General features: G+C 53.9%; 18 protein-coding genes, 3 tRNA genes and 3 rRNA genes. 12 read left to right on the top strand and 12 right to left on the bottom strand.

Features of this window, described 5'->3' with window-relative positions:
- The first annotated feature begins 3 nt into the window (after positions 1-3).
- The 4 genes from SYNCC9902_RS09410 to SYNCC9902_RS12790 are packed head-to-tail and all read left to right on the top strand — an operon-like array spanning position 4 to position 2,736.
- The gene (locus SYNCC9902_RS09410; protein WP_011360619.1) at positions 4-1,071 is read left to right on the top strand and encodes a DNA-processing protein DprA; all 1,068 of its coding nucleotides are present in this window, start codon (positions 4-6) and stop codon (positions 1,069-1,071) included.
- The gene (prmC, locus tag SYNCC9902_RS09405) at positions 1,056-1,964 is read left to right on the top strand and encodes a peptide chain release factor N(5)-glutamine methyltransferase (protein WP_011360618.1); all 909 of its coding nucleotides are present in this window, start codon (positions 1,056-1,058) and stop codon (positions 1,962-1,964) included. Before SYNCC9902_RS09410 ends, prmC begins: the two co-directional genes overlap by 16 nt.
- Complete coding sequence (locus SYNCC9902_RS09400; RefSeq protein WP_011360617.1) at positions 1,961-2,569, top strand: L-threonylcarbamoyladenylate synthase; 609 nt, start codon at positions 1,961-1,963, stop codon at positions 2,567-2,569. The genes prmC and SYNCC9902_RS09400 overlap by 4 nt, the downstream gene beginning before the upstream one ends.
- Positions 2,566-2,736, top strand: coding sequence for a hypothetical protein (locus SYNCC9902_RS12790; protein ID WP_011360616.1), 171 nt, complete (start codon positions 2,566-2,568; stop codon positions 2,734-2,736). The genes SYNCC9902_RS09400 and SYNCC9902_RS12790 overlap by 4 nt, the downstream gene beginning before the upstream one ends.
- A gap of 12 nt (positions 2,737-2,748) precedes the next feature.
- Here the strand turns inward: SYNCC9902_RS12790 and SYNCC9902_RS09395 are convergent.
- The 7 genes from SYNCC9902_RS09395 to ctpZ all read right to left on the bottom strand — a co-directional run bounded on the left by SYNCC9902_RS09395 (position 2,749) and on the right by ctpZ (position 7,464).
- A tRNA-Thr gene (locus SYNCC9902_RS09395) sits at positions 2,749-2,820 on the bottom strand.
- 11 nt (positions 2,821-2,831) lie between these two features.
- Complete coding sequence (locus tag SYNCC9902_RS09390; RefSeq protein ID WP_011360615.1) at positions 2,832-3,062, bottom strand: response regulator transcription factor; 231 nt, start codon at positions 3,060-3,062, stop codon at positions 2,832-2,834.
- Between the two features lie 20 nt (positions 3,063-3,082).
- Positions 3,083-3,370: a cell division topological specificity factor MinE gene (minE, locus tag SYNCC9902_RS09385; protein WP_011360614.1), complete on the bottom strand. Its 288-nt coding sequence runs from the start codon at positions 3,368-3,370 to the stop codon at positions 3,083-3,085.
- Between the two features lie 4 nt (positions 3,371-3,374).
- Complete coding sequence (gene minD / locus SYNCC9902_RS09380) at positions 3,375-4,187, bottom strand: septum site-determining protein MinD (RefSeq protein ID WP_011360613.1); 813 nt, start codon at positions 4,185-4,187, stop codon at positions 3,375-3,377.
- 57 nt (positions 4,188-4,244) lie between these two features.
- Positions 4,245-4,904 (bottom strand): septum site-determining protein MinC, encoded by a 660-nt coding sequence (gene minC, locus SYNCC9902_RS09375; RefSeq protein ID WP_011360612.1) that lies wholly within the window; start codon positions 4,902-4,904, stop codon positions 4,245-4,247.
- On the bottom strand, positions 4,901-6,178 hold the full coding sequence (locus SYNCC9902_RS09370; protein ID WP_011360611.1) for an HD domain-containing protein: 1,278 nt from the start codon (positions 6,176-6,178) through the stop codon (positions 4,901-4,903). The genes minC and SYNCC9902_RS09370 overlap by 4 nt, the downstream gene beginning before the upstream one ends.
- On the bottom strand, positions 6,175-7,464 hold the full coding sequence (ctpZ, locus tag SYNCC9902_RS09365; protein ID WP_011360610.1) for a carboxyl-terminal processing protease CtpZ: 1,290 nt from the start codon (positions 7,462-7,464) through the stop codon (positions 6,175-6,177). The genes SYNCC9902_RS09370 and ctpZ overlap by 4 nt, the downstream gene beginning before the upstream one ends.
- A gap of 67 nt (positions 7,465-7,531) precedes the next feature.
- On the opposite strand from ctpZ, the gene petB reads away from it, so the two are divergent.
- Both petB and petD read left to right on the top strand, forming a co-directional pair.
- The gene (petB, locus tag SYNCC9902_RS09360) at positions 7,532-8,188 is read left to right on the top strand and encodes a cytochrome b6 (RefSeq protein WP_009789041.1); all 657 of its coding nucleotides are present in this window, start codon (positions 7,532-7,534) and stop codon (positions 8,186-8,188) included.
- 39 nt (positions 8,189-8,227) lie between these two features.
- Entirely contained in the window at positions 8,228-8,710 is a 483-nt protein-coding gene (gene petD, locus SYNCC9902_RS09355; protein WP_011360609.1) for a cytochrome b6-f complex subunit IV, read from the top strand.
- A gap of 77 nt (positions 8,711-8,787) precedes the next feature.
- Here the strand turns inward: petD and SYNCC9902_RS09350 are convergent, their stop codons facing one another.
- Positions 8,788-10,245, bottom strand: a complete 1,458-nt coding sequence (locus SYNCC9902_RS09350) for a glycoside hydrolase 100 family protein (protein ID WP_011360608.1) — start codon at positions 10,243-10,245, stop codon at positions 8,788-8,790.
- A 687-nt stretch (positions 10,246-10,932) separates the two neighbouring features.
- On the opposite strand from SYNCC9902_RS09350, the gene SYNCC9902_RS09345 reads away from it, so the two are divergent.
- The 5 genes from SYNCC9902_RS09345 (at position 10,933) to rrf (ending at position 16,284) form a co-directional block, all read left to right on the top strand.
- Positions 10,933-12,418 (top strand): 16S ribosomal RNA (locus SYNCC9902_RS09345).
- A gap of 184 nt (positions 12,419-12,602) precedes the next feature.
- Positions 12,603-12,676, top strand: a tRNA-Ile gene (locus SYNCC9902_RS09340).
- A 9-nt stretch (positions 12,677-12,685) separates the two neighbouring features.
- Positions 12,686-12,758: transfer RNA gene (locus SYNCC9902_RS09335), tRNA-Ala, on the top strand.
- Positions 12,759-13,194: 436 nt separating this feature from the next.
- Positions 13,195-16,062, top strand: a 23S ribosomal RNA gene (locus SYNCC9902_RS09330).
- Between the two features lie 105 nt (positions 16,063-16,167).
- A 5S ribosomal RNA gene (gene rrf / locus SYNCC9902_RS09325) occupies positions 16,168-16,284 on the top strand.
- Together the 16S, 23S and 5S rRNA genes with 2 tRNA genes alongside form the textbook arrangement of a ribosomal RNA operon.
- 113 nt (positions 16,285-16,397) lie before the next feature.
- Here rrf and mtnC read toward each other — a convergent pair.
- Entirely contained in the window at positions 16,398-17,135 is a 738-nt protein-coding gene (mtnC, locus tag SYNCC9902_RS09320; protein WP_011360607.1) for an acireductone synthase, read from the bottom strand.
- Positions 17,132-17,752, bottom strand: a complete 621-nt coding sequence (mtnB, locus tag SYNCC9902_RS09315) for a methylthioribulose 1-phosphate dehydratase (RefSeq protein ID WP_011360606.1) — start codon at positions 17,750-17,752, stop codon at positions 17,132-17,134. The genes mtnC and mtnB overlap by 4 nt, the downstream gene beginning before the upstream one ends.
- Before the next feature lie 50 nt (positions 17,753-17,802).
- On the opposite strand from mtnB, the gene mtnA reads away from it, so the two are divergent.
- A complete protein-coding gene (gene mtnA / locus SYNCC9902_RS09310; RefSeq protein ID WP_011360605.1) occupies positions 17,803-18,810 on the top strand; it encodes an S-methyl-5-thioribose-1-phosphate isomerase in 1,008 nt (335 codons plus the stop codon).
- Here mtnA and SYNCC9902_RS09305 read toward each other — a convergent pair.
- Positions 18,807-19,643: a DNA-formamidopyrimidine glycosylase gene (locus tag SYNCC9902_RS09305; protein WP_011360604.1), complete on the bottom strand. Its 837-nt coding sequence runs from the start codon at positions 19,641-19,643 to the stop codon at positions 18,807-18,809. The two genes, mtnA and SYNCC9902_RS09305, sit on opposite strands and share 4 nt — an antisense overlap.
- A 5-nt stretch (positions 19,644-19,648) precedes the next feature.
- Positions 19,649-19,858: a photosystem I reaction center subunit IV gene (locus tag SYNCC9902_RS09300; RefSeq protein WP_011360603.1), complete on the bottom strand. Its 210-nt coding sequence runs from the start codon at positions 19,856-19,858 to the stop codon at positions 19,649-19,651.
- Positions 19,859-20,033 lie beyond the last annotated feature (175 nt).

The following is a 20,033-nucleotide window of genomic DNA, read 5'->3' as shown; positions in this document are numbered from 1 at the left end:
GAGATGGACCGTCGCTGGTGGTGGTTGTGGAGTCAATGCCCTGGGCTTGGTTCGGCTCGGATGCGCGCTCTCCGTTCCGTTGCCTGTGAGTGGTCGGTGGGTCCCGCTGAGCTTTGGAGCTGGCCAGCGGAACGGCTTCGAACGCTGCTTTCTTGGCCCGAATCCTGTTGGTCGAGCCTGGAACGCTTTCGTCGATTGCACGGCAAAGCTCCCCAGATCAATGTCCCTGACAATGTGCTCCTTCCAGGGGATCGCCAATGGCCGCAGGGGGTGGATCGTCTTGATCGTCCCCCCGTTGTGTTGCATCACTGTGGTGACCCGTCGCTGCTTTACGAGCTGCGGCAACAGCAGGCGGTTGCCGTCGTGGGGACTCGGGCCGCTTCAGCCCATGGCCTCGCAGTGGCTGAGGATTTGGGCCGCACGCTGGCGTCGATGGGCTGGCCAGTGATCAGTGGTTTGGCTGAGGGGATTGATGCGGCTGCTCATCGGGGCTGTTTGAACGTGGGTGGACGTCCGGTGGCGGTTTTGGGGACCTCGTTAGAGCGTGTTTATCCACGACACCATGAGACATTCCAGGCTGAAGTCGGTCGCAATGGGCTGTTGCTAAGCGAGTTCTCTCTAGGAACATCCATGAATCGAGGCTCTTTCGTTGAACGCAATCGGTTGATCGTGGCGCTTGCGAAAGCCCTCGTTGTTGTGGAATGTCCTGAGCGCAGTGGGGCGTTGATTTCGGCCAAGTTCGCGTCTCAACTTCAATGTCCTGTTTGGGTTGTTCCTGGGGATGCACGTCGCTGGTCGTCGCGGGGGAGCAACGCGCTTCTTCGGAACCAAGCCTTTCCGCTCCTGACGGCAGCTGATCTGGCCGATCACCTGGGAGCAGGACCGTTGATCTCTGCTTCCGCGAGTGTCGCTCAGGATGCGTTACTCGCGGCGATCGGAGATGGTGCATCCATCGAGACGCTTCAGCGGCGCTTGGGGCCGAGGGGTCATCAGCTGTCCTCTCGGCTTTTAGCCCTTGAGTGTGAGGGACAGGTGGTGTGTGAGGCTGGCCATCTTTGGCGGCGGCGCTGAACGTGACGACCGAGCAGTTCCTTGCTGGCAACGACCTGCTGGCTTGGCGCCGTCGCCAACTTCGTCGCGGTGGACGCTCCGTTGATCTCGATTGGCTGCTCGATCTTGGCGGTGGCGTGTCCTGGTCGGAATTGCAGCGACTCCTGATTGATTCCCAGGGAAGGATCAAGATTGATCAGTCATTGGAGGAGCTCGAAAAGCTTTGGCTGCTCCATTTAGAGCGGTCCATGCCGCTTCAGTACTTGGTTGGTGTTTGTCCTTGGCGAGATCTCCTGATCGAGGTGTCCTCCGCGGCCTTAATTCCCCGGCAAGAAACCGAGCTTTTGGTGGATTTGGCTTTGTCGTTTGCGGGGGGACGCCCTCCCCGCTCTTGGGCCGACTTAGGTACGGGTTCTGGTGCAATCGCCGTCAGCTTGTGTCGCGCATGGCCCGAGGCTGAGGGGCATGCCGTGGATTTGAGTGTCGATGCGTTGGCACTGGCTGAGAAAAACCTCAAGGCCCTTGCCCCACAACAATCTTGTCGGCTGCACCATGGATCTTGGTGGCTTCCCCTGCAGGCCTTTTGGGGACAGCTTGAGATCGTGGTGAGTAATCCTCCTTACATCCCCAGCCCATTGCTTGGGGAGTTGGATCCTGTGGTGCGGGAGCATGAACCGCATGTTGCGTTGCTTGCTGGGGAGGATGGTCTCGAGGCCATTCGCTCTTTATTGATGGATGCGCCGCGTGCTCTTGCCCCAGGTGGCGTTCTGTTCTTGGAACATCACCATGACCAAAGTGAGAACGTTCAAGATTTAATGCGTGCAGCTGGGCTGGTGAACGTCTCTTCTGCGAACGATCTTGAGGGGATAGCCCGTTTCGCTCAGGGTCAGCGGGCTCTCACATCAGCCCTATGACTGTGCCTAGAAGTCCGTTGGTGCTCTCTGGGGCGGCAGTAGCGCGGCGTTTGCAAGCCTCTGAAGCGGTCATCATTCCGACGGATACGTTGCCGGGTTTGGCTGTTTTGCCCCAGAACGCCAACACCATATGGACGCTGAAGCAGCGGCCAGCTGATAAGCCACTGATTTTGATGGGGGCCACGGTTGAGGCGTTGTTAGAGGGTGTCGATTCCTGTTGTCATGACGACGCCAAAACCATGGCAACCAAGCATTGGCCTGGTGCAATCACGCTGGTTTTGCCGGCTCGGGGAATTTATGTGGACTACCTCAATCCCGGTGGATCCAACATTGGTTGTCGGATCCCAGCCTGTGCGATCACCCAGAATCTCCTTTCAATCAGCGGTCCGCTCGCGACCAGTAGTGCCAATCCTTCTGGTCAGTCAGCTGCCACGACGGCCTTTGAAGCGGCTGAGCTCTTTCCTGATCTCGCGCAGCTCGGACCTCAACCTTGGCCAAGGCATTCCGGGCAGGCCAGCACCGTGTTGATCTGGAGGAGTGTTGGCTGTTGGCGCATTGCTCGCCGTGGTGCTGTGATGCCGGAGGGCATCAATGCAGCGGAATGATCATTCTTGTTGGCCTTTGTTTGGCCGTGATGACGTTTCTGCACTGGGTGTTGGAGCCGCTGGAATTCGTCTTAACCCCAGTTCTTCAATTCAATTTGATCCCTTGGGTTTTGTTGGTGGTGGGGGTGTGGTTATTTGCTGCCCCAGTTAACAAAAACAGCCCCTAAGACTCTCTTAAAAGCCGGCTAACGGATTTGAACCGATGACCTTCGCTTTACAAAAGCGCTGCTCTACCACTGAGCTAAGCCGGCATTAATTGATTCTACTGATGAGTGGTTCTCGAGTCTTGGAGATTGAACGGTCGTTCCATCATCCAAAGGGCCAACTCAAGCCGAGTGCGGCATCCTGTTTTGGACAGGGCACGACTGATATGACATTCAACGGTTCTAAGGCTGATGACCAGTCGATCTGCAATGGCGCGATTCGTAAGGCCCTGCAATAGGAGAGCGCTTACACGGGTTTCCGATGGAGTGAGCGGTGTGACAGCAGTCAAAATCGGAGCGAGGCGACTGCTTAAAGAGTTCCCCCGTTCGGTGACTGTTGGATTGATCGACGAATGGGCAGATTGGCGACAAGAGCCGTCATGCGGTCTTCGGTTTCAAGACTGACGTCTCCTTCCTCGATATCGATCTCCACGTAACGAGCAACAACCTCGAGGATTTCTCGGCGCATTTGGGCCAGAAGCTCGGGATTGAGGTCGCTGCGGTCGTGGGCCAGAACGAGTTGCAACCGTTGTTTGGCTGTACTCGCACTGGAGGTTTGACGGCCTAAAAGCTTGTCGATGAAATCTTTGACGGTCATCGATTCAAAAAAGTCTGGTTTGCATTAATTGGCGCACTCGGGCTCGGAACCCTTTGCGTGCTTCAGAAGGGTCCATTAGTGGAATGTCTTCTCCCTGAAGCCTCCTGGCGATGTTGTTGTAAGCCCTGGCTGCAGGAGAGCCGCTCTCCCCCAGCGTCAGTGGTTCCCCACGATTGGTACTCACAATCACCTGCTCATCTTCAAAGACCAAACCCAGGAGTGGGAGAGCCAAGATGTCGGTGACATCGTCGACAGTCAGCATCTCTTGATTGGACATCATCTTGGGCCGCACTCGGTTTAAGACGAGTTGCACAGGGGTGACCCCTTGGGTGTTGAGCAGACCAATAACGCGATCTGCATCACGCACTGCGGCGACTTCAGGAGTGGTCACAACAACAGCCTCACGAGCCGCAGCGGCAGCATTTTTGAAGCCGTCTTCGATACCGGCAGGGCAGTCGATCAGGACGTAGTCAAATTGCTCCTCAAGCAATGACACGATTGCTTTCATGTCTTTTGGCGTCAGCCATTCGAGCATTCGAGGATTGCCAGCGGGCAATAGGGCCAGGTTGGGCTCCTGCTTGTGTTTCACGAGGGCTTGCTCCAATCGGCACGTCTCGGCAAGCACTTCTTGGGCCGTGAAAACAATTCTGTTTTCGAGGCCTAGGAGAAGGTCGAGATTGCGAAGGCCGAAATCGGCATCAAGCACGACGGTCCTCGCCCCAAGCCTGGCGAGGGCGATGCCGAGGTTGGCTGTTGTGGTGGTTTTGCCGACGCCGCCCTTGCCGGAGCAGATCAGGATCGTTCGGGTCGTCGACACCGGGATTCCGCTTTGTTTTGATCAGGATAAGCTCCAGATCCGTCGTGACAACTCCGATTAACCCTGTCGGAAGCTCAACACCTCGGCTGGATCGATTTTGATCACACCGTTACGCAGGGAGGCTTGTTCCGCTAACCCTGGCTGGGGAAGGTCGTCCGGTCCTCGCGCCACTGCATCGGCGATTCGGAGCTGAAGTGGGCGAAGTTGCAGCGCAATGATCCGCGCTTGGGTCGATCCATCGGCGCCTGCATGGGCCACACCCCTTAATCGACCCCAGATCAAAATGTCTCCACACGAGCTGACCGTGGCTCCAGGATTGACATCTCCATAAATCAAAATGCTCCGATCGCTTTGCAGGTAGTCACCGGAGCGCAATGTGCCCTCATGAAACATCACGCCTGTCGGCTGTGTCGGTGGTGTGTCGCTTGGGAGTTCCTGGCTAATGAGCTCCCTTGAGCAGAATGGTTCGGACTGTTGAAGCCTTGCTTCAACACCAAATGCTCTGGCACTCACAACAGTGGCGGGAACGTTGCTGATCAACGAATCAAGCCGTCGCCCGTTCTGATCCACTTGGACCATGAGGTCTTGGATGTCTGTGTAAGTCAGAAGCCAGTCCCCGCAGTCGAGATCAACACACTCCGTGTTTGCAGCAACAAGCAAGTCTTGGATCGCGTCCTTCCAGTGCTGGTCGCGATGGTTTGGGAGTTTTAGTTTCATTCTTCTGCGCTCCAGTTCGATCGCGTTGTCCATTCAAGAGCCATGGTTTGACGCAGCTCAGCGCTGATGTCACCGGGATGAATGAGCCATGATGTTGCGGCAGGTTGGGTCAGGCTTTCAACGAGGGGAGAGGCTTGCTCAAGCGCCTGAAGATTGGCTCCATCCCAAAGTCTTAATCCCCCTCTATAGGGGTGGTAGCCGCGGATTTGCTGATGGCGAAGTCCACAGCTGTTGCGAGGCTCATGGCCTTGGCTTTCGGCTAGACGCGTTGCGATCGCTAATGATTTGAGTTGATTCTCACGGCTCAAATGATCAACTGCCGTCGCTTTCAACAAGTTGCGGTCGAGAAAGCGAGCGCTGAGTTCTGCCACTGCTGAAGGCCCTCCCTCTTTCCAGCGCTGCAGGTGATAACCAGTCCGCACATCATCGTTGGCCAGGAAAAGATCAAGGTTGATTTGGTCGGTGTTCCACAGCCACTGGGCCATTACCTCGTCAGCCCAGACTTGTTTGGGACCAAGATCTCGTACCAATTGCACGAGGCGTTCCAGCAGCCAGTTGCACACCACATTGAGTCGGTGGTTGTACACGCTGCGGTACATCAAATTGCGAACCACCAGGTAATGCTCCACGGCCATTAACCCTTTGGGGTGAATGGCGATGTCGCCGTCTGGCGCAAGAGTTAACGCCCCCAGAATCCGATCGAGGTCGAGTTGGCCGTAGCGCGTGCCAGTGCTGTAACTATCGCGAAGCAAATAATCGAGTCGGTCGCAATCCAACTGACTGCTAACCAGCCGTTGGATCACGGGATGGGGGCTGATGCCGTGTTCCAACAAATCGGCCACGGAATCGGCAGTGTTGGCCCGCTCGTTTTCGAGGCATTCGCGAATCTCGGTGTGGTCGCGGATGATCCGTGCAGACCAGGACTCATGACGCACGCCAAACATTTCTTCCCCCGTATGGCTTAGGGGGCCATGACCTAAGTCGTGAAGCAGTGCTGCCGCATACAAAACAGGCCGGTGGGGCTCAAGTTCTGGTGCTTGCTCCACCATGCGCTTAAACGCACGACGGGCCAGGTGAAAGACCCCTAGCGAGTGGGTGAAGCGGCTTGATTCAGCACCATGAAAAGTCAGGAAGGCTGGACCGAGCTGACGGATGCGACGCAGGCGTTGAAATGGCGCTGTGTCTATGAGTTCCATCACCATGGCCTCGCAAGGAGCGTTCTGCTCCAGGCCGATTTCTCGATGCAGTGGGTCGTTGTACGTCCGTTGCCTCATGGGATGGAGGTGCTGTTGTCGAGCTCCAGCAACGACGCCATCCATTGCTCTGCTTCATTCAGCCAGCGGTCTCCTTCGCCTCCTGGGTTGAGAGGTTCGGGATCGGAAAGCAGGCGATCGGGTTCAATCCCTGCATCCTGAATATCCCGTCCGCTGGGGGTGACATAGCCCGCCACGGTGACGGCAAGACCACTGCCATCACTCAGGTTCGTGAGGGTTTGAATGAGCCCTTTCCCGAAGGTTCGATTGCCCAGCAGGGTTGAGCGGCCGCTGTCCTGCAAGGCACCCGCAAGGATTTCGCTAGCGCTTGCCGTGCCGCCATTCACCAGGGTGAGCATGGGTCCGTCAAACAGTGTTGAAGTCCCGGCCTGAATGCTGTCTGTAATGCCTTCTCGGTTGCGGGTTTCAACGATGGCTCCCCCGCTGAGGAAGTCGTCCGCAACGGCTAATCCAGAACTCACAAGCCCACCAGAGTTGTTGCGGAGGTCCAACACCAATCCTTCGATGCCTTTGTCTTGGAGTTCAGCGAGTGCCTCCAGCACTTGCATGGGAACCCCCTCTGTGAACTGGGTAATACGCAAATAACCCAGGGTGTGGGATTCGGTGCGCAACCGCCGTGTCCGCACCGGACGAAGGTCGACGCTGCGGCGTTCTAAGGACAGTTCTTCAGGACTATTGCTTCCTTGCTGCAATGTCAGAACCACCTGGGTGCCAACTTCACCGCGAAGCGCATTGGCGGCGCCTTCAAGGCCGAGATCGGAGATGGGTTGCCCATCGACAGCGAGGAGGTACGCCCCGCTAGCGATTTCGGCGTCCGCAGCGGGCGATCCGTCCAAAGCTGAAATCACGACTACTTGGTCTTGCTGGTCATCAGGACCAAGTTGCAGCCCCACACCACTGAGATTTCCACTGGTGCTGTTTTTGATCGCTGCGTAGTCCTTCGGCCGTAGGAGTCGTGTGTAGGGGTCGCCGAGTTCCCCGAGCATCTCTTCTATGGCGTTGTAGGCGTCGTCGCTGCTCTGAATTGTTTTTTCGAGGGCTTTTTGACGTTGGCGTCGCCATCGCACGTCATCAAGTCGTTCCGGGTTCCAGTAGCCCTGGTTCACCAGGCGCCAGCTATCCACGACGAGTTGCTGGGTATCGCTGAGGGCGTAGACCCCCGAAATAGGCACGAACACCAGTCCAAACGCGATGCAGGCCGCAATCAGTTGAGTGATGAGCTTTTTGGCCATGGGAGATGTGTTGCGCCGCAGACGATGCGAGAAGTTGTTAACAGTTGGATACATCACAGTCCTTTCGCCTCGTTGGTTGAAGCGTGCTCCGTAGACTTTCGCAACCCGAGCCCGCTTGTGCATGGCGAACTCTTCGCCCGTTTACGACTGGTTCCAGGAACGTCTGGAAATCCAGGACATTGCTGATGACATCGGCACAAAATACGTCCCCCCCCACGTCAATATCTTTTATTGCCTGGGTGGCATCACGCTGGTCTGCTTCCTGATCCAGTTCGCGACAGGGTTCGCGATGACTTTCTATTACAAGCCAACAGTTGCTGAGGCGTATACCTCTGTTCAGTATCTGATGACTGATGTCAGCTTCGGCTGGCTGATTCGCTCGGTGCACCGTTGGAGTGCCTCGATGATGGTGCTCATGCTGATTTTGCATGTGTTCCGGGTCTATCTCACCGGTGGTTTTAAGCGTCCTCGTGAGCTCACCTGGGTGACTGGTGTCACCATGGCTGTGATCACGGTTTCGTTCGGTGTTACTGGCTACTCCCTTCCCTGGGATCAGGTTGGTTACTGGGCTGTGAAGATTGTCTCCGGCGTTCCTGCGGCCATTCCCGTGGTTGGCGACTTCATGGTTGAGTTACTCCGCGGTGGAGAAAGCGTTGGTCAAGCGACTCTGACTCGCTTTTACAGCCTTCACACCTTCGTGATGCCTTGGCTCCTCGCGGTGTTCATGCTCATGCACTTCCTGATGATCCGTAAGCAAGGTATTTCCGGTCCCTTGTGATCGTTGTTCCTTCCGTTCTTTCAACACTTGGATTAACTGATGCACATTCTCAAGAAGCCTGATCTCTCCGATCCCAAAATGCGGGCCAAGCTCGCCAAGGGCATGGGTCACAACTACTACGGTGAACCCGCCTGGCCGAACGACCTTCTCTATATTTTCCCGGTCGTCATCTTGGGCACAATCGCTTGTGTTGTTGGACTGGCAGTCCTCGACCCTGCAATGTTGGCCGACAAAGCAGATCCTTTCGCTACACCACTAGAGATTTTGCCCGAGTGGTACCTCTATCCGGTGTTCCAGATTCTGCGTGTTGTTCCAAACAAGCTTCTTGGAATTGCTCTACAAACCTTGGTCCCCTTGGGATTGATGCTTGTACCGTTTATTGAGAGCTTCAACAAGTTCCAAAATCCCTTCCGCCGTCCAGTGGCCATGACTGTGTTCCTGTTTGGAACCTTCACCACCATTTACTTGGGTATTGGTGCTGCGATGCCAATCGATAAGTCACTCACACTCGGATTGTTCTGAGCCGTACTTAAACGGATCACTAAAGCCCCCAGCTCGCAGGAGCTGGGGGCTTTTTTATGACCTTTTGGGTCTCTGCATTAGCGGCCGAGGCCAGCATCCAGATTCAGCATTAAGACGTCATCGGGATTCACTCGGAGGAAATGGTGGGTTAAGAGGAACCCCACGATGGTCCAGGTTTGAAATGTCCTTGATTGTTGTCCCACCCATGTTCCCGTTGGCCCATCGAAATATTCAGCCCACTGTTGCCGCGGGAGTTGGTTGAGATGGCTCCAGTAGCACTCGTCGAGGAGTGTGGTCATTTCACTCATTAACAACACGTCAGCATTGGGATGCAGCCGTTCATGGAGAAGGATTGATGATCCAAAAAACCAAAGCAGGCTGGGCCAATGCCCACCGTTGTGATAACTCCAAGGCCAGTTTTTAGGGTCGGACCCCGTTTTGTTTTCCCACTCCACCCCTGCCATTGGGGGATGGCAGATTCGCATTGGCATTTGTGCCATGAGGTGATCACGGTTGTGATGCACCAGCCGAAATAAGGCCCGTTGTTGTGGTGCCGTGAGCAGTCCAAACATCGAGGCGAGCGAATTGCCCAGGCTGTAGAAACGGAAGTCCGGCCTGCCAGTTCGAATGTTGCCGATGAGGTATCCACCTCGATCTTGAAGCCAGTCCTGAAGCCAATCAGGGATCACCTGAGGTTGAACATTGAATTCGTTTTGGTGCTGGTTGTCTCCGTATTGCTCCGTGGGACGACGCCGGAGAACCTGCATGGTTTTGCTGGTGACCCAGTAGTGCTTCAACAGAAATTGCCGCAGGTCATGGGTCCATTTGCGACTTAGGCGGAGACGCTCTGCCAGGAGTGCGCTGGTGTCGTGGCGTTGGCAAAGCTCCATGAGTTCAACGCAGCTTCGTAGTGCGCCGTACAACAACACTTCCACTTCCAGTGGTGCGCCCCAAACGTCCATCGGACGATCGATCATGAAGGCGCAGTCCGGTACGAACAGCACAGGTGTTCCTTCAAAGCTGGGGTGCAGTACCAGATCAAGAAGGAGTTGGATTCCGCGCTGCACTTCTGGGCTCCGCCCAAAATCAGTGTCGCCACTTCTTTTGACGTAAATCCAACAAAGGATCGGCCACCACAGGCTTGGATCCACAGAGGTGATCCGCCCAATAGAGCGCTGGCCGTAATCAGCAACCAGATTCCCCTCTTCTTCAACGAAACTTGTCGGAAAAACCCCACGGGTTTGGACACTCGTGCTCTGGAGGTCGAGGCAAACCTTCAGAAATTGCTTCACGATCGCGAAGCGTCCCTGTACCAGCAAATAAATCATCACCGGGACGTTGTCTCGGACAAAGATTTCGCCGTAGTTCAGCTCCGAATCGGCGTAACTACTTTCAAGAGCTGCAACGCTTCCGGCGAGTTGTCCCTGAATCGATATGAGGGTGCGTTCGAAGTGCTCTTGGGCCTTTTGGACCACTTGGTCTTCTTTGGAACTGGGACGAAATCGCTGACTCTCTTCTGTAAATCGCGTCCCCATGGCACTCCAGGTGCAGGCTTCTTCTTGAAACCTAGTGATGGCAAAGGGTTCCGCCAGTGGAAGCAAGTCTGGAGATGCTTCCACTGCCAAGCAGTTGCATTGAGGGTGCGAGGGGTGTTATGTTTTTGTCTTGCGCGGGAGTCGAGAGACGAGCGCGCAAGACCGAAGCGCTGAAGGCGAAGGCCTTTAGATGTTCTGAGGTCGGCTTACGAGGCCGCGGGAGAAATCCGACGGTGTTGTAAGTTTCAAAAGCGGTTGGAAACGACCGCGTTGATCAGCCGTCAGCTTCCGAGAGGGAGTGATACGAGTTGGTCGCACCTGGACAATTGAAAAGTTTAGGAACTGACGCTTTTATCGCGTTTGAGTTTGAGTCGCGTCGCGAGATGTGATTTGGATTCAAATGAAATTGCGATAAAGGTGTGAGGTCCCGTCAAAAATTTAAGTTGCAATGAAGCATTGCGCTTACAACAAGGAGGTTTTCACGAGCCTTTGCGTTGTCGGTGTGCGCAGTGTGGAGCAACGACCGGATCTGAGATCCTGGAAAGTCACGATGAGAAATCAGAAGTGCACTCTTAAGAACCCTTGATCTGTCAGAAGACAAGGTGGCGACAACTGCAGTAAGTACGCCAGTGCTTATGTGTGGGTGAAGCAAGTCAATCTGAGGTGAAAGCCAAAAGGGGTTGATCTACAACGGAGAGTTTGATCCTGGCTCAGGATGAACGCTGGCGGCGTGCTTAACACATGCAAGTCGAACGAACCTTCGGGTTAGTGGCGGACGGGTGAGTAACGCGTGAGAATCTGCCCTCAGGAGGGGGATAACAGCTGGAAACGGCTGCTAATACCCCATATGCCGCGAGGTGAAATGAATTTCGCCTGAGGATGAGCTCGCGTCTGATTAGCTAGTTGGTGTAGGTAATGGCTCACCAAGGCATCGATCAGTAGCTGGTCTGAGAGGATGATCAGCCACACTGGGACTGAGACACGGCCCAGACTCCTACGGGAGGCAGCAGTGGGGAATTTTCCGCAATGGGCGAAAGCCTGACGGAGCAACGCCGCGTGAGGGATGAAGGCCTCTGGGCTGTAAACCTCTTTTATCAAGGAAGAAGATCTGACGGTACTTGATGAATAAGCCACGGCTAATTCCGTGCCAGCAGCCGCGGTAATACGGGAGTGGCAAGCGTTATCCGGAATTATTGGGCGTAAAGCGTCCGCAGGCGGCCCTTCAAGTCTGCTGTTAAAAAGTGGAGCTTAACTCCATCATGGCAGTGGAAACTGAGGGGCTTGAGTGTGGTAGGGGCAGAGGGAATTCCCGGTGTAGCGGTGAAATGCGTAGATATCGGGAAGAACACCAGTGGCGAAGGCGCTCTGCTGGGCCATCACTGACGCTCATGGACGAAAGCCAGGGGAGCGAAAGGGATTAGATACCCCTGTAGTCCTGGCCGTAAACGATGAACACTAGGTGTCGGGGGAATCGACCCCCTCGGTGTCGTAGCCAACGCGTTAAGTGTTCCGCCTGGGGAGTACGCACGCAAGTGTGAAACTCAAAGGAATTGACGGGGGCCCGCACAAGCGGTGGAGTATGTGGTTTAATTCGATGCAACGCGAAGAACCTTACCAGGGTTTGACATCCTGCGAATCTCTTGGAAACGAGAGAGTGCCTTCGGGAACGCAGTGACAGGTGGTGCATGGCTGTCGTCAGCTCGTGTCGTGAGATGTTGGGTTAAGTCCCGCAACGAGCGCAACCCACGTCTTTAGTTGCCAGCATTTAGTTGGGCACTCTAGAGAGACCGCCGGTGATAAACCGGAGGAAGGTGTGGATGACGTCAAGTCATCATGCCCCTTACATCCTGGGCTACACACGTACTACAATGCTACGGACAAAGGGCAGCAAGTTCGCGAGGACAAGCAAATCCCATAAACCGTGGCTCAGTTCAGATCGTAGGCTGCAACTCGCCTACGTGAAGGAGGAATCGCTAGTAATCGCAGGTCAGCATACTGCGGTGAATACGTTCCCGGGCCTTGTACACACCGCCCGTCACACCATGGAAGTTGGCCACGCCCGAAGCCGTTACTCCAACCCTTGTGGAGGAGGACGTCGAAGGTGGGGCTGATGACTGGGGTGAAGTCGTAACAAGGTATCCGTACCGGAAGGTGCGGATGGATCACCTCCTAACAGGGAGACAAAACAATGATTTTGATGTCTGAGTAATTTATTCTTAGGCCGAAATCCTGTCACCTTAGGTCGATCGGTACCTCAACATTTTTTCAAAGAATGATGAGCAATCATCAAGAGATTGAAAGAGATGTTCAGTTCCTAAACTTTGTCTAGGTCACACCCCGCAAGGGAAGAGTCCCCTGGGCCATTAGCTCAGGTGGTTAGAGCGCACCCCTGATAAGGGTGAGGTCCCTGGTTCAAGTCCAGGATGGCCCATTCGGTGTTGGGGGTTTAGCTCAGTTGGTAGAGCGCCTGCTTTGCAAGCAGGATGTCAGGAGTTCGAGTCTCCTAACCTCCACTGACCGAACTCAATCTCCATTGTCCGGTTACCCGGAGGATGAACTCGAGGGAATGTGATTTAGATGTGTCCACTAGATTGGACCCCAGCTTCCTGTCATGCCAGATAAGCAATTTTTGCTTGATTGGTTGATAAGATGCTGGGCTCAGATTAATCGAAAGATTAATTTGATGTCTAGTAGAACCTTGACAACTGCATAGGTAAGTCTGGAAAAACAAAGCATCTTACAGATGCATTGTTTTAAGCCTGAATTCTCGAAAGGGAATTTAGAATTAGAACAATGAAAATTCTTTTGAGCAAGAGCCGAGACTCTTAGATGTTCTTTGATTCGTGTCGAGCGAATCAGAGTTTGATTTTGTTTTTATGAGCAACGAAAGTTGTTGATGAAACCAGAAGAATCTGCTTTCAACCGCAGTAAGCGTTTAAGAGGTTAATTGGTCAAGCTACAAAGGGCTCACGGCGGATACCTTGGCACACAGAGGCGATGAAGGACGTGGTTACCTGCGATAAGTCTCGGGGAGCTGGAAGCACGCTTTGATCCGGGAATTTCCGAATGGGGCAACCCTTTTATACGGCCAGCTGAATACATAGGCTGGCGCGAGCCAACCCAGCGAACTGAAACATCTTAGTAGCTGGAGGAAAGGAAAGTAAAAACGACTCCCTAAGTAGCGGCGAGCGAACGGGGAAGAGCCTAAACCGATGGTTTCGACCATCGGGGTTGTGGGACAGCAACGTGTATCAGGAATGTTAGGAGAAGTGTTTGAATGGCACGCCACAGAGGGTGAAAGCCCCGTATCTGAAAACTGAACTGAGCTAGCTGTATCCCGAGTAGCACGGAGCACGTGAAATTCCGTGTGAATCCGCGAGGACCACCTCGTAAGGCTAAGTACTACTGTGTGACCGATAGCGAAACAGTACCGCGAGGGAAAGGTGAAAAGAACCCCGGGAGGGGAGTGAAATAGAACATGAAACCGTGAGCCTACAAGCAATGGGAGCCCTACTCATAGGGTGACCGTGTGCCTGTTGAAGAATGAGCCGGCGACTTATAGGCACTGGCGGGTTAAACCGGAAATGGTGGAGCCATAGCGAAAGCGAGTCTGAATAGGGCGTTTGTCAGTGTTTATAGACCCGAACCCGGGTGATCTAACCATGGCCAGGATGAAGCTTGGGTGATACCAAGTGGAGGTCCGAACCGACTGGCGTTGAAAAGCCAGCGGATGAGCTGTGGTTAGGGGTGAAATGCCAATCGAACCCGGAGCTAGCTGGTTCTCCCCGAAATACGTTGAGGCGTAGCGTCTCGTGCTCCAGCAGGGGGGTAAAGCCACCATTTCGGTACGGGCTGCGAGAGCGGTACCAAATCGAGATGAACTCTGAATACCCTGTGTGTAGCGAGGCAGTCAGACTGTGGGGGATAAGCTCCATGGTCGAGAGGGAAACAGCCCAGACCGCCAGCTAAGGTCCCCAAATCAACACTAAGTGATAAAGGAGGTGGGATTGCATAGACAACCAGGAGGTTTGCCTAGAAGCAGCCATCCTCAAAGGAGTGCGTAATAGCTCACTGGTCGAGCGATCCTGCACCGAAAATGAACGGGGCTAAGTGTTGTACCGAAGCTGCGGATTTTATGGTAGGGGAGCGTTCTATGTGGGGCGAAGCATTAGCGTGAGCGGATGTGGACTGCATAGAAGTGAGAATGTCGGCTTGAGTAGCGAAAACATGGGTGAGAATCCCATGCACCGAAACCCTAAGGGTTCCTCCGGCAGGCTCGTCCGCGGAGGGTTAGTCTGGACCTAAGGCGAGGCCGAAAGGCGTAGTCGATGGATAACAGGTCAACATTCCTGTACCGGTCATGTTTTGGGAAGAGGGACGGAGAAGGCTAGCCAAGCCAGATGTTGGTTACTGGTTCAAGCGTTCGAGGCGTTGAGGAGCGGTGAAAACGTTCCGAGCTGAGGCGTGAGTACGAGCTGCTACGGCAGCGAAGTTGGTGACGTCATGCTTCCAAGAAAAGCTCTATACCCGTTAAGACATGATTGCCAGTACCCGAAACCGACACAGGTGGGGTGGTAGAGAATACCGAGGTGCGCGAGGTAACTCTCTCTAAGGAACTCGGCAAAATGGCCCCGTAACTTCGGGAGAAGGGGTGCCACAGCAATGTGGTCGCAGTGAAGAGGCCCTGGCGACTGTTTACCAAAAACACAGGTCTCCGCTAAGTCGCAAGACGATGTATGGGGGCTGACGCCTGCCCAGTGCCGGAAGGTTAAGGAAGCCGGTCAGCGTAAGCGAAGCTGGCGACTGAAGCCCCGGTGAACGGCGGCCGTAACTATAACGGTCCTAAGGTAGCGAAATTCCTTGTCGGGTAAGTTCCGACCCGCACGAAAGGCGTAACGATCAGGGCGCTGTCTCGGAGAGAGGCTCGGCGAAATAGAATTGTCTGTGAAGATGCGGACTACGTACACCTGGACAGAAAGACCCTATGAAGCTTTACTGTAGCTTGGTATTGTGTCCGGGCTCTGAATGCGCAGGATAGGTGGGAGATGTTGATCTCGTGCTCGTGGGTACGAGGGAGTCAATGGTGAGATACCACTCTTTCAGAGCTAGGATTCTAACGTTCACCCGTTATCCGGGGAGCGGACAGTATCAGGTGGGCAGTTTGACTGGGGCGGTCGCCTCCTAAAAGGTAACGGAGGCGCGCAAAGGTTTCCTCAGGCTGGTTGGAAATCAGCTGACGAGTGCAAAAGCAGAAGGAAGCTTGACTGTGAGACCTACAAGTCGAACAGGGACGAAAGTCGGCTTTAGTGATCCGACGGTTCTGAGTGGAAGGGCCGTCGCTCAACGGATAAAAGTTACTCTAGGGATAACAGGCTGATCTCCCCCAAGAGTTCACATCGACGGGGAGGTTTGGCACCTCGATGTCGGCTCATCGCAACCTGGGGCTGAAGTCGGTCCCAAGGGTTGGGCTGTTCGCCCATTAAAGCGGTACGCGAGCTGGGTTCAGAACGTCGTGAGACAGTTCGGTCCATATCCGGTGTACGCGTAGGAACATTGAGAGGATTTCTCCCTAGTACGAGAGGACCGGGAGGAACGCACCTCTGGTGTACCAGTTATCGTGCCAACGGTAAACGCTGGGTAGCCATGTGCGGAGTGGATAACCGCTGAAAGCATCTAAGTGGGAAGCCCACCTCAAGATGAGTGTTCCCATGGGGTAACCCAGTAAGGTCACGGGAAGAACACCCGTTGATAGGCTCTACGTGGAAGTCCAGTAATGGATGCAGCGGAGGAGTACTAATAGACCGAGGGCTTGACCAACATTTTGGTTCTTGCCTGAAGACAAATTCTTTGTTGATTCAGACGCGCAACGTAAGTTGTAATCCTATGCAGTTCTCAGGGTTCACCCTCTGAGAATGTATCTATCCTGGTGTTCATGGCGGTGTGGAACCACTTCGATCCATCCCGAACTCGGTTGTGAAACGCATCAGCGGCGACGATATTTGGGGGGTAGCCCCCTGAGAAAATAGCTCAATGCCAGGTAAAACATTCTCAAAAAAAAATGATCTGAAGGCCATCACGGTCTGATTATTTTTACGAAGAAACCACCTCCACGGAGGTGGTTTTTTTGTGCCCCTACACTTGGATTTCAGTCTTTATTTGAGCCACTGATCGACGTCTCCAAGATTGATAATTATGGGATGATCTCTTGGCTCTTGTTGTGGATTGCCTTCTCTCAAGCTGTAAAGGGTGAATAGTCCAGCACCCTTCGCGGCATCACATTCGTCGCTGTTATCGCTAATGAAGAGAATATTTTGAGGCTTACAAGCCATTGATGATGCAATTGCCGTGTAGCTTCTTTGTTCTTTCTTGTTGCCAATGTGGGTGTCGAACCAGTGGCTAAATAGATTCTCAATGTCTCCTTTGCTTGTGTACTTGTATAGCAAGCGCTGTGCCTCGACGCTTCCTGAAGAGTATATGCCCAGCGTAAATCCTTGTTTATGCCATTTTTTTAGGCCTTCATAGGCATCTTCAAAGAGCTCTGAAGTGATCTTGCCTGTTGTGTATCCTTCTTTCCATACCTTGCCTTGAATATCTTTAAGGGCTGTTGATTTTTTGTCTGATGCTATTAAAAGCTGAAGGTAAGATTCGATCTTTAGATGTTTAGGTTGTTGTATTTCTTCGGATGAATGCCTGAGTGTGGCACTTTGTTTGTCTTGATCCTGCATCCATTCGTCTTCTGCATTGTTGATTAGTTGACTTATAGACGGATCATCTTTGTGTCTTTCTAGAAAGTCTTTTAGTGCTAATTGTGCATAAGGAAAGAGGGTCTCTGTGACAAATGTAACCGGACATGTTGTCCCCTCGATGTCGAGTAAGATATGGCTAATCATTGGCTGAGTTGCAATAGTTTTTTCTTCAATAAGACTGAGAATAAGAATTCTAGGATCTCCACATGTCTTTGAGCTTCTGCTAATGAATCGCCCCAAGCGTAAAGGCCATGGCCTGCCACCAGTATTCCTGGAATGGTTTTACTGAGATACGGCCGAACCGTCTGGCTGAGTTCTTCTATGTTTTGATTGTTAGACATGATTGGAATGTCGATTGTTGTTTCATGGGATGTAATTCCTTTTAATCCCTTGAGCATTTCCCATCCTTCTAATTGGATTGTCCCGACCCTTGCGTAATGAGCTGAGAGGACAGTGGTTTCAATGGAGTGCGTATGAAGTACTGCTCCACATTTTAATTGCCTAATGATTTCTAAATGCAGTGTTGTTTCTGCGCTCGCTCGTCCCCGTCCCTCAATCACATTGTTCTGTTCGTCAACAATGACGAGTTCAGCTGGTTCCAGCCGCCCTTTGTTTACGCCGCTGGGAGCCATGAGTAGATGGATGGGATCGTGTTGAACCACAACACTGAAATTGCCGCCTGTGCCCTCGCACCATCTACGTCCATGCAAGTCTCCAATCGTTTTGGCTAGCTGTTCGCGGAGCTCCTGGATCGTGTTCACGCCTTCGGAGTGGTGTTGTCTTCTATACAAGTAGAAGCTAACCCCCTGTTTTGACGCTTCCTCGGAGTTTGCGCTGGACTGGCGATCACCTCGATTTGCTCGATCAGCGTTGCCTGCCCCACACGGTTGTGTATCGGCAGCTCACCCATTGGCGCGAAGTCAGCGAGGCGATCCGTTCGATGGCTGTTCGTGGTGCACCTGCCATTGGGGTTGCGGCCGCGTGGGGTGTTGTGTTGGCAGCCAAGGCTGGAGACGATCTTGATCAAGCCATTGAAGGCTTACGTGCGTCCAGGCCGACCGCCGTCAATTTGAGTTGGGCCCTTAATCGGATGCAAACGTCCGCTAAGTCCAATGGTTGGGTTGACGTTCATCAACTTGAGCGCCTCGCCTCCGCAATCGAAGCGGAGGATCGTGCTCTCACCCAGGCTTTGGTCAATCACGGCGTTGGAGTTTTGCCGGAGGATTGTCGTGTTCTTCATCACTGTCACACCGGTGCGGTCGCCACGGCTGGAGTCGGTACGGCTCTTGGTGTGATCGTGGCCGGCCATCAGAGAGGAATTGTGAAGCATGCCTGGCTGGATGAAACCCGCCCGCGCCTGCAGGGGGCCGCTCTCTCCGCTTGGGAACTCGGTTGTTGTGGTGTGCCAGCAACCGTGATTGTTGATGGAGCGAGTGGTTTGTTGATGCGTCGTGGTCAGGTGGACGTTGTTTTGGTCGGTTGTGATCGTGTTGCTGGTAACGGAGATGTGGCTAACAAAATTGGGACTTACAACCTCGCCCTTGCTGCGCGAGCCCATGGGGTTCCCTTTTACGTCTGTGCTCCCAGCAGCAGTATCGACATCACCACCGTTGATGGTGATGCCATCACCATTGAGGAGCGTCCGGAGGATGAAATCACTCATTTCCGGGGTGAACTTGTCTGTGCCTCGGGTGTGCGTGCTTGGAATCCTGCTTTTGACATCACGCCAGCCCACTTGATTACTGGTCTAATAACTGAATTTGGTGTGATTCGATCTCCCTCGAGAGAGTCCATAGCTTCACTGCCGTTTGCGAATTAGCGCTGACAGCTCGGGCACCAGTGGGTGCTCCGGCCCGACAACTTTTCACGGCTGATGGGCGTTCCACACTTGCGGCAAGGCTGTCCGCTCCGGCGATACACCCACGACTGCCCCCCATAGTTCCCATTGACGCCTTCAAGATCTCGAAAGTCGCTGAAGGTTGTTCCTCCAACCCCGATGCTGATGTGCAGCACGTTGACCAGTTCATCTCGGAGTCGGATCAGTTGTTCGATCGTGAGCTTCCCCGATGGTGAGAGAGGTGGAATTCCGGCCGCGAACAAGCTCTCATCGGCATAGATGTTTCCTACTCCGGCAATCAGAGATTGATCCAGCAGTGCGGTTTTAATGGGTCGTGCTGAACCCTTAAGCCGTTGCTTGAGATAGGCACCCGTAAATGCATCGCTGAAGGGTTCTGGCCCCAGTCGTTTAAGGCCGGTCATCACGCTGTCGAGGTCGTCGCCTTCTGGTATCCACCACATTTCTCCGAAGCTGCGCAAGTCAACAAACCGCAGTTCCTCGTTGTGTTGATTCCAAAAACGCACGCGCGTGTGACTGCATGGTGCTGCTGGCGTGGCATGCCATTGAAATTGGCCGGTCATTCGCAGATGCACGCCCCAGCTACCTCGATTGGGCTCGAGCTGTGCCATGAGGTATTTGCCTCGGCGAGACCAGGCTCCAACCGTGGCACCCTTCAGGCCCGCCACAAAGTGATCGACTCCGCCCGGACTCGCGATTGCCCTCGCACGGCAGACTTCGATTTCAGCGATTTCAAACGATTCAAGACGGTCCGCTAATCCTCGGCGAACCGTCTCAACTTCAGGTAGCTCAGGCAATGGCCTCAGGCGGACTCGAGTTCTGACTCGGCGAAATTGTTGGTGTTGATGCCGCCATCAACGCCTTGCATGCCGCTGTAGTTCACCTTTTCAAAGCGAACAACCACCGGATAACGGATTCCAGACGTGTCGATTGTGGCAACAGTGCCAACTTCGTTGAACCAGTAGGACTCGGGACGCTTGATGCGCACCTTGGCGCCGCGGGAGATCGCCATCGCTGTGCATAGAAGGGATGCAGTTTTGAGCGTATCTCGCTGGATGCGGCAAGAGACCGCTACGTCACAGAATGTCGTCGGTTCCTCCTTGGCGTTGCACTTGACCACATCTGTTGTGCCTGATCAACCCTCATTGCAGCTGGACCTTCCAGATCCAGAGAGCGATGACATCAGC

It is taken from the genome of Synechococcus sp. CC9902 (assembly GCF_000012505.1).
GTDB lineage: Bacteria > Cyanobacteriota > Cyanobacteriia > PCC-6307 > Cyanobiaceae > Parasynechococcus.
Note: the sequence above shows the minus strand (reverse complement) of the source record. Positions and strands in the feature narration are given on the sequence as shown.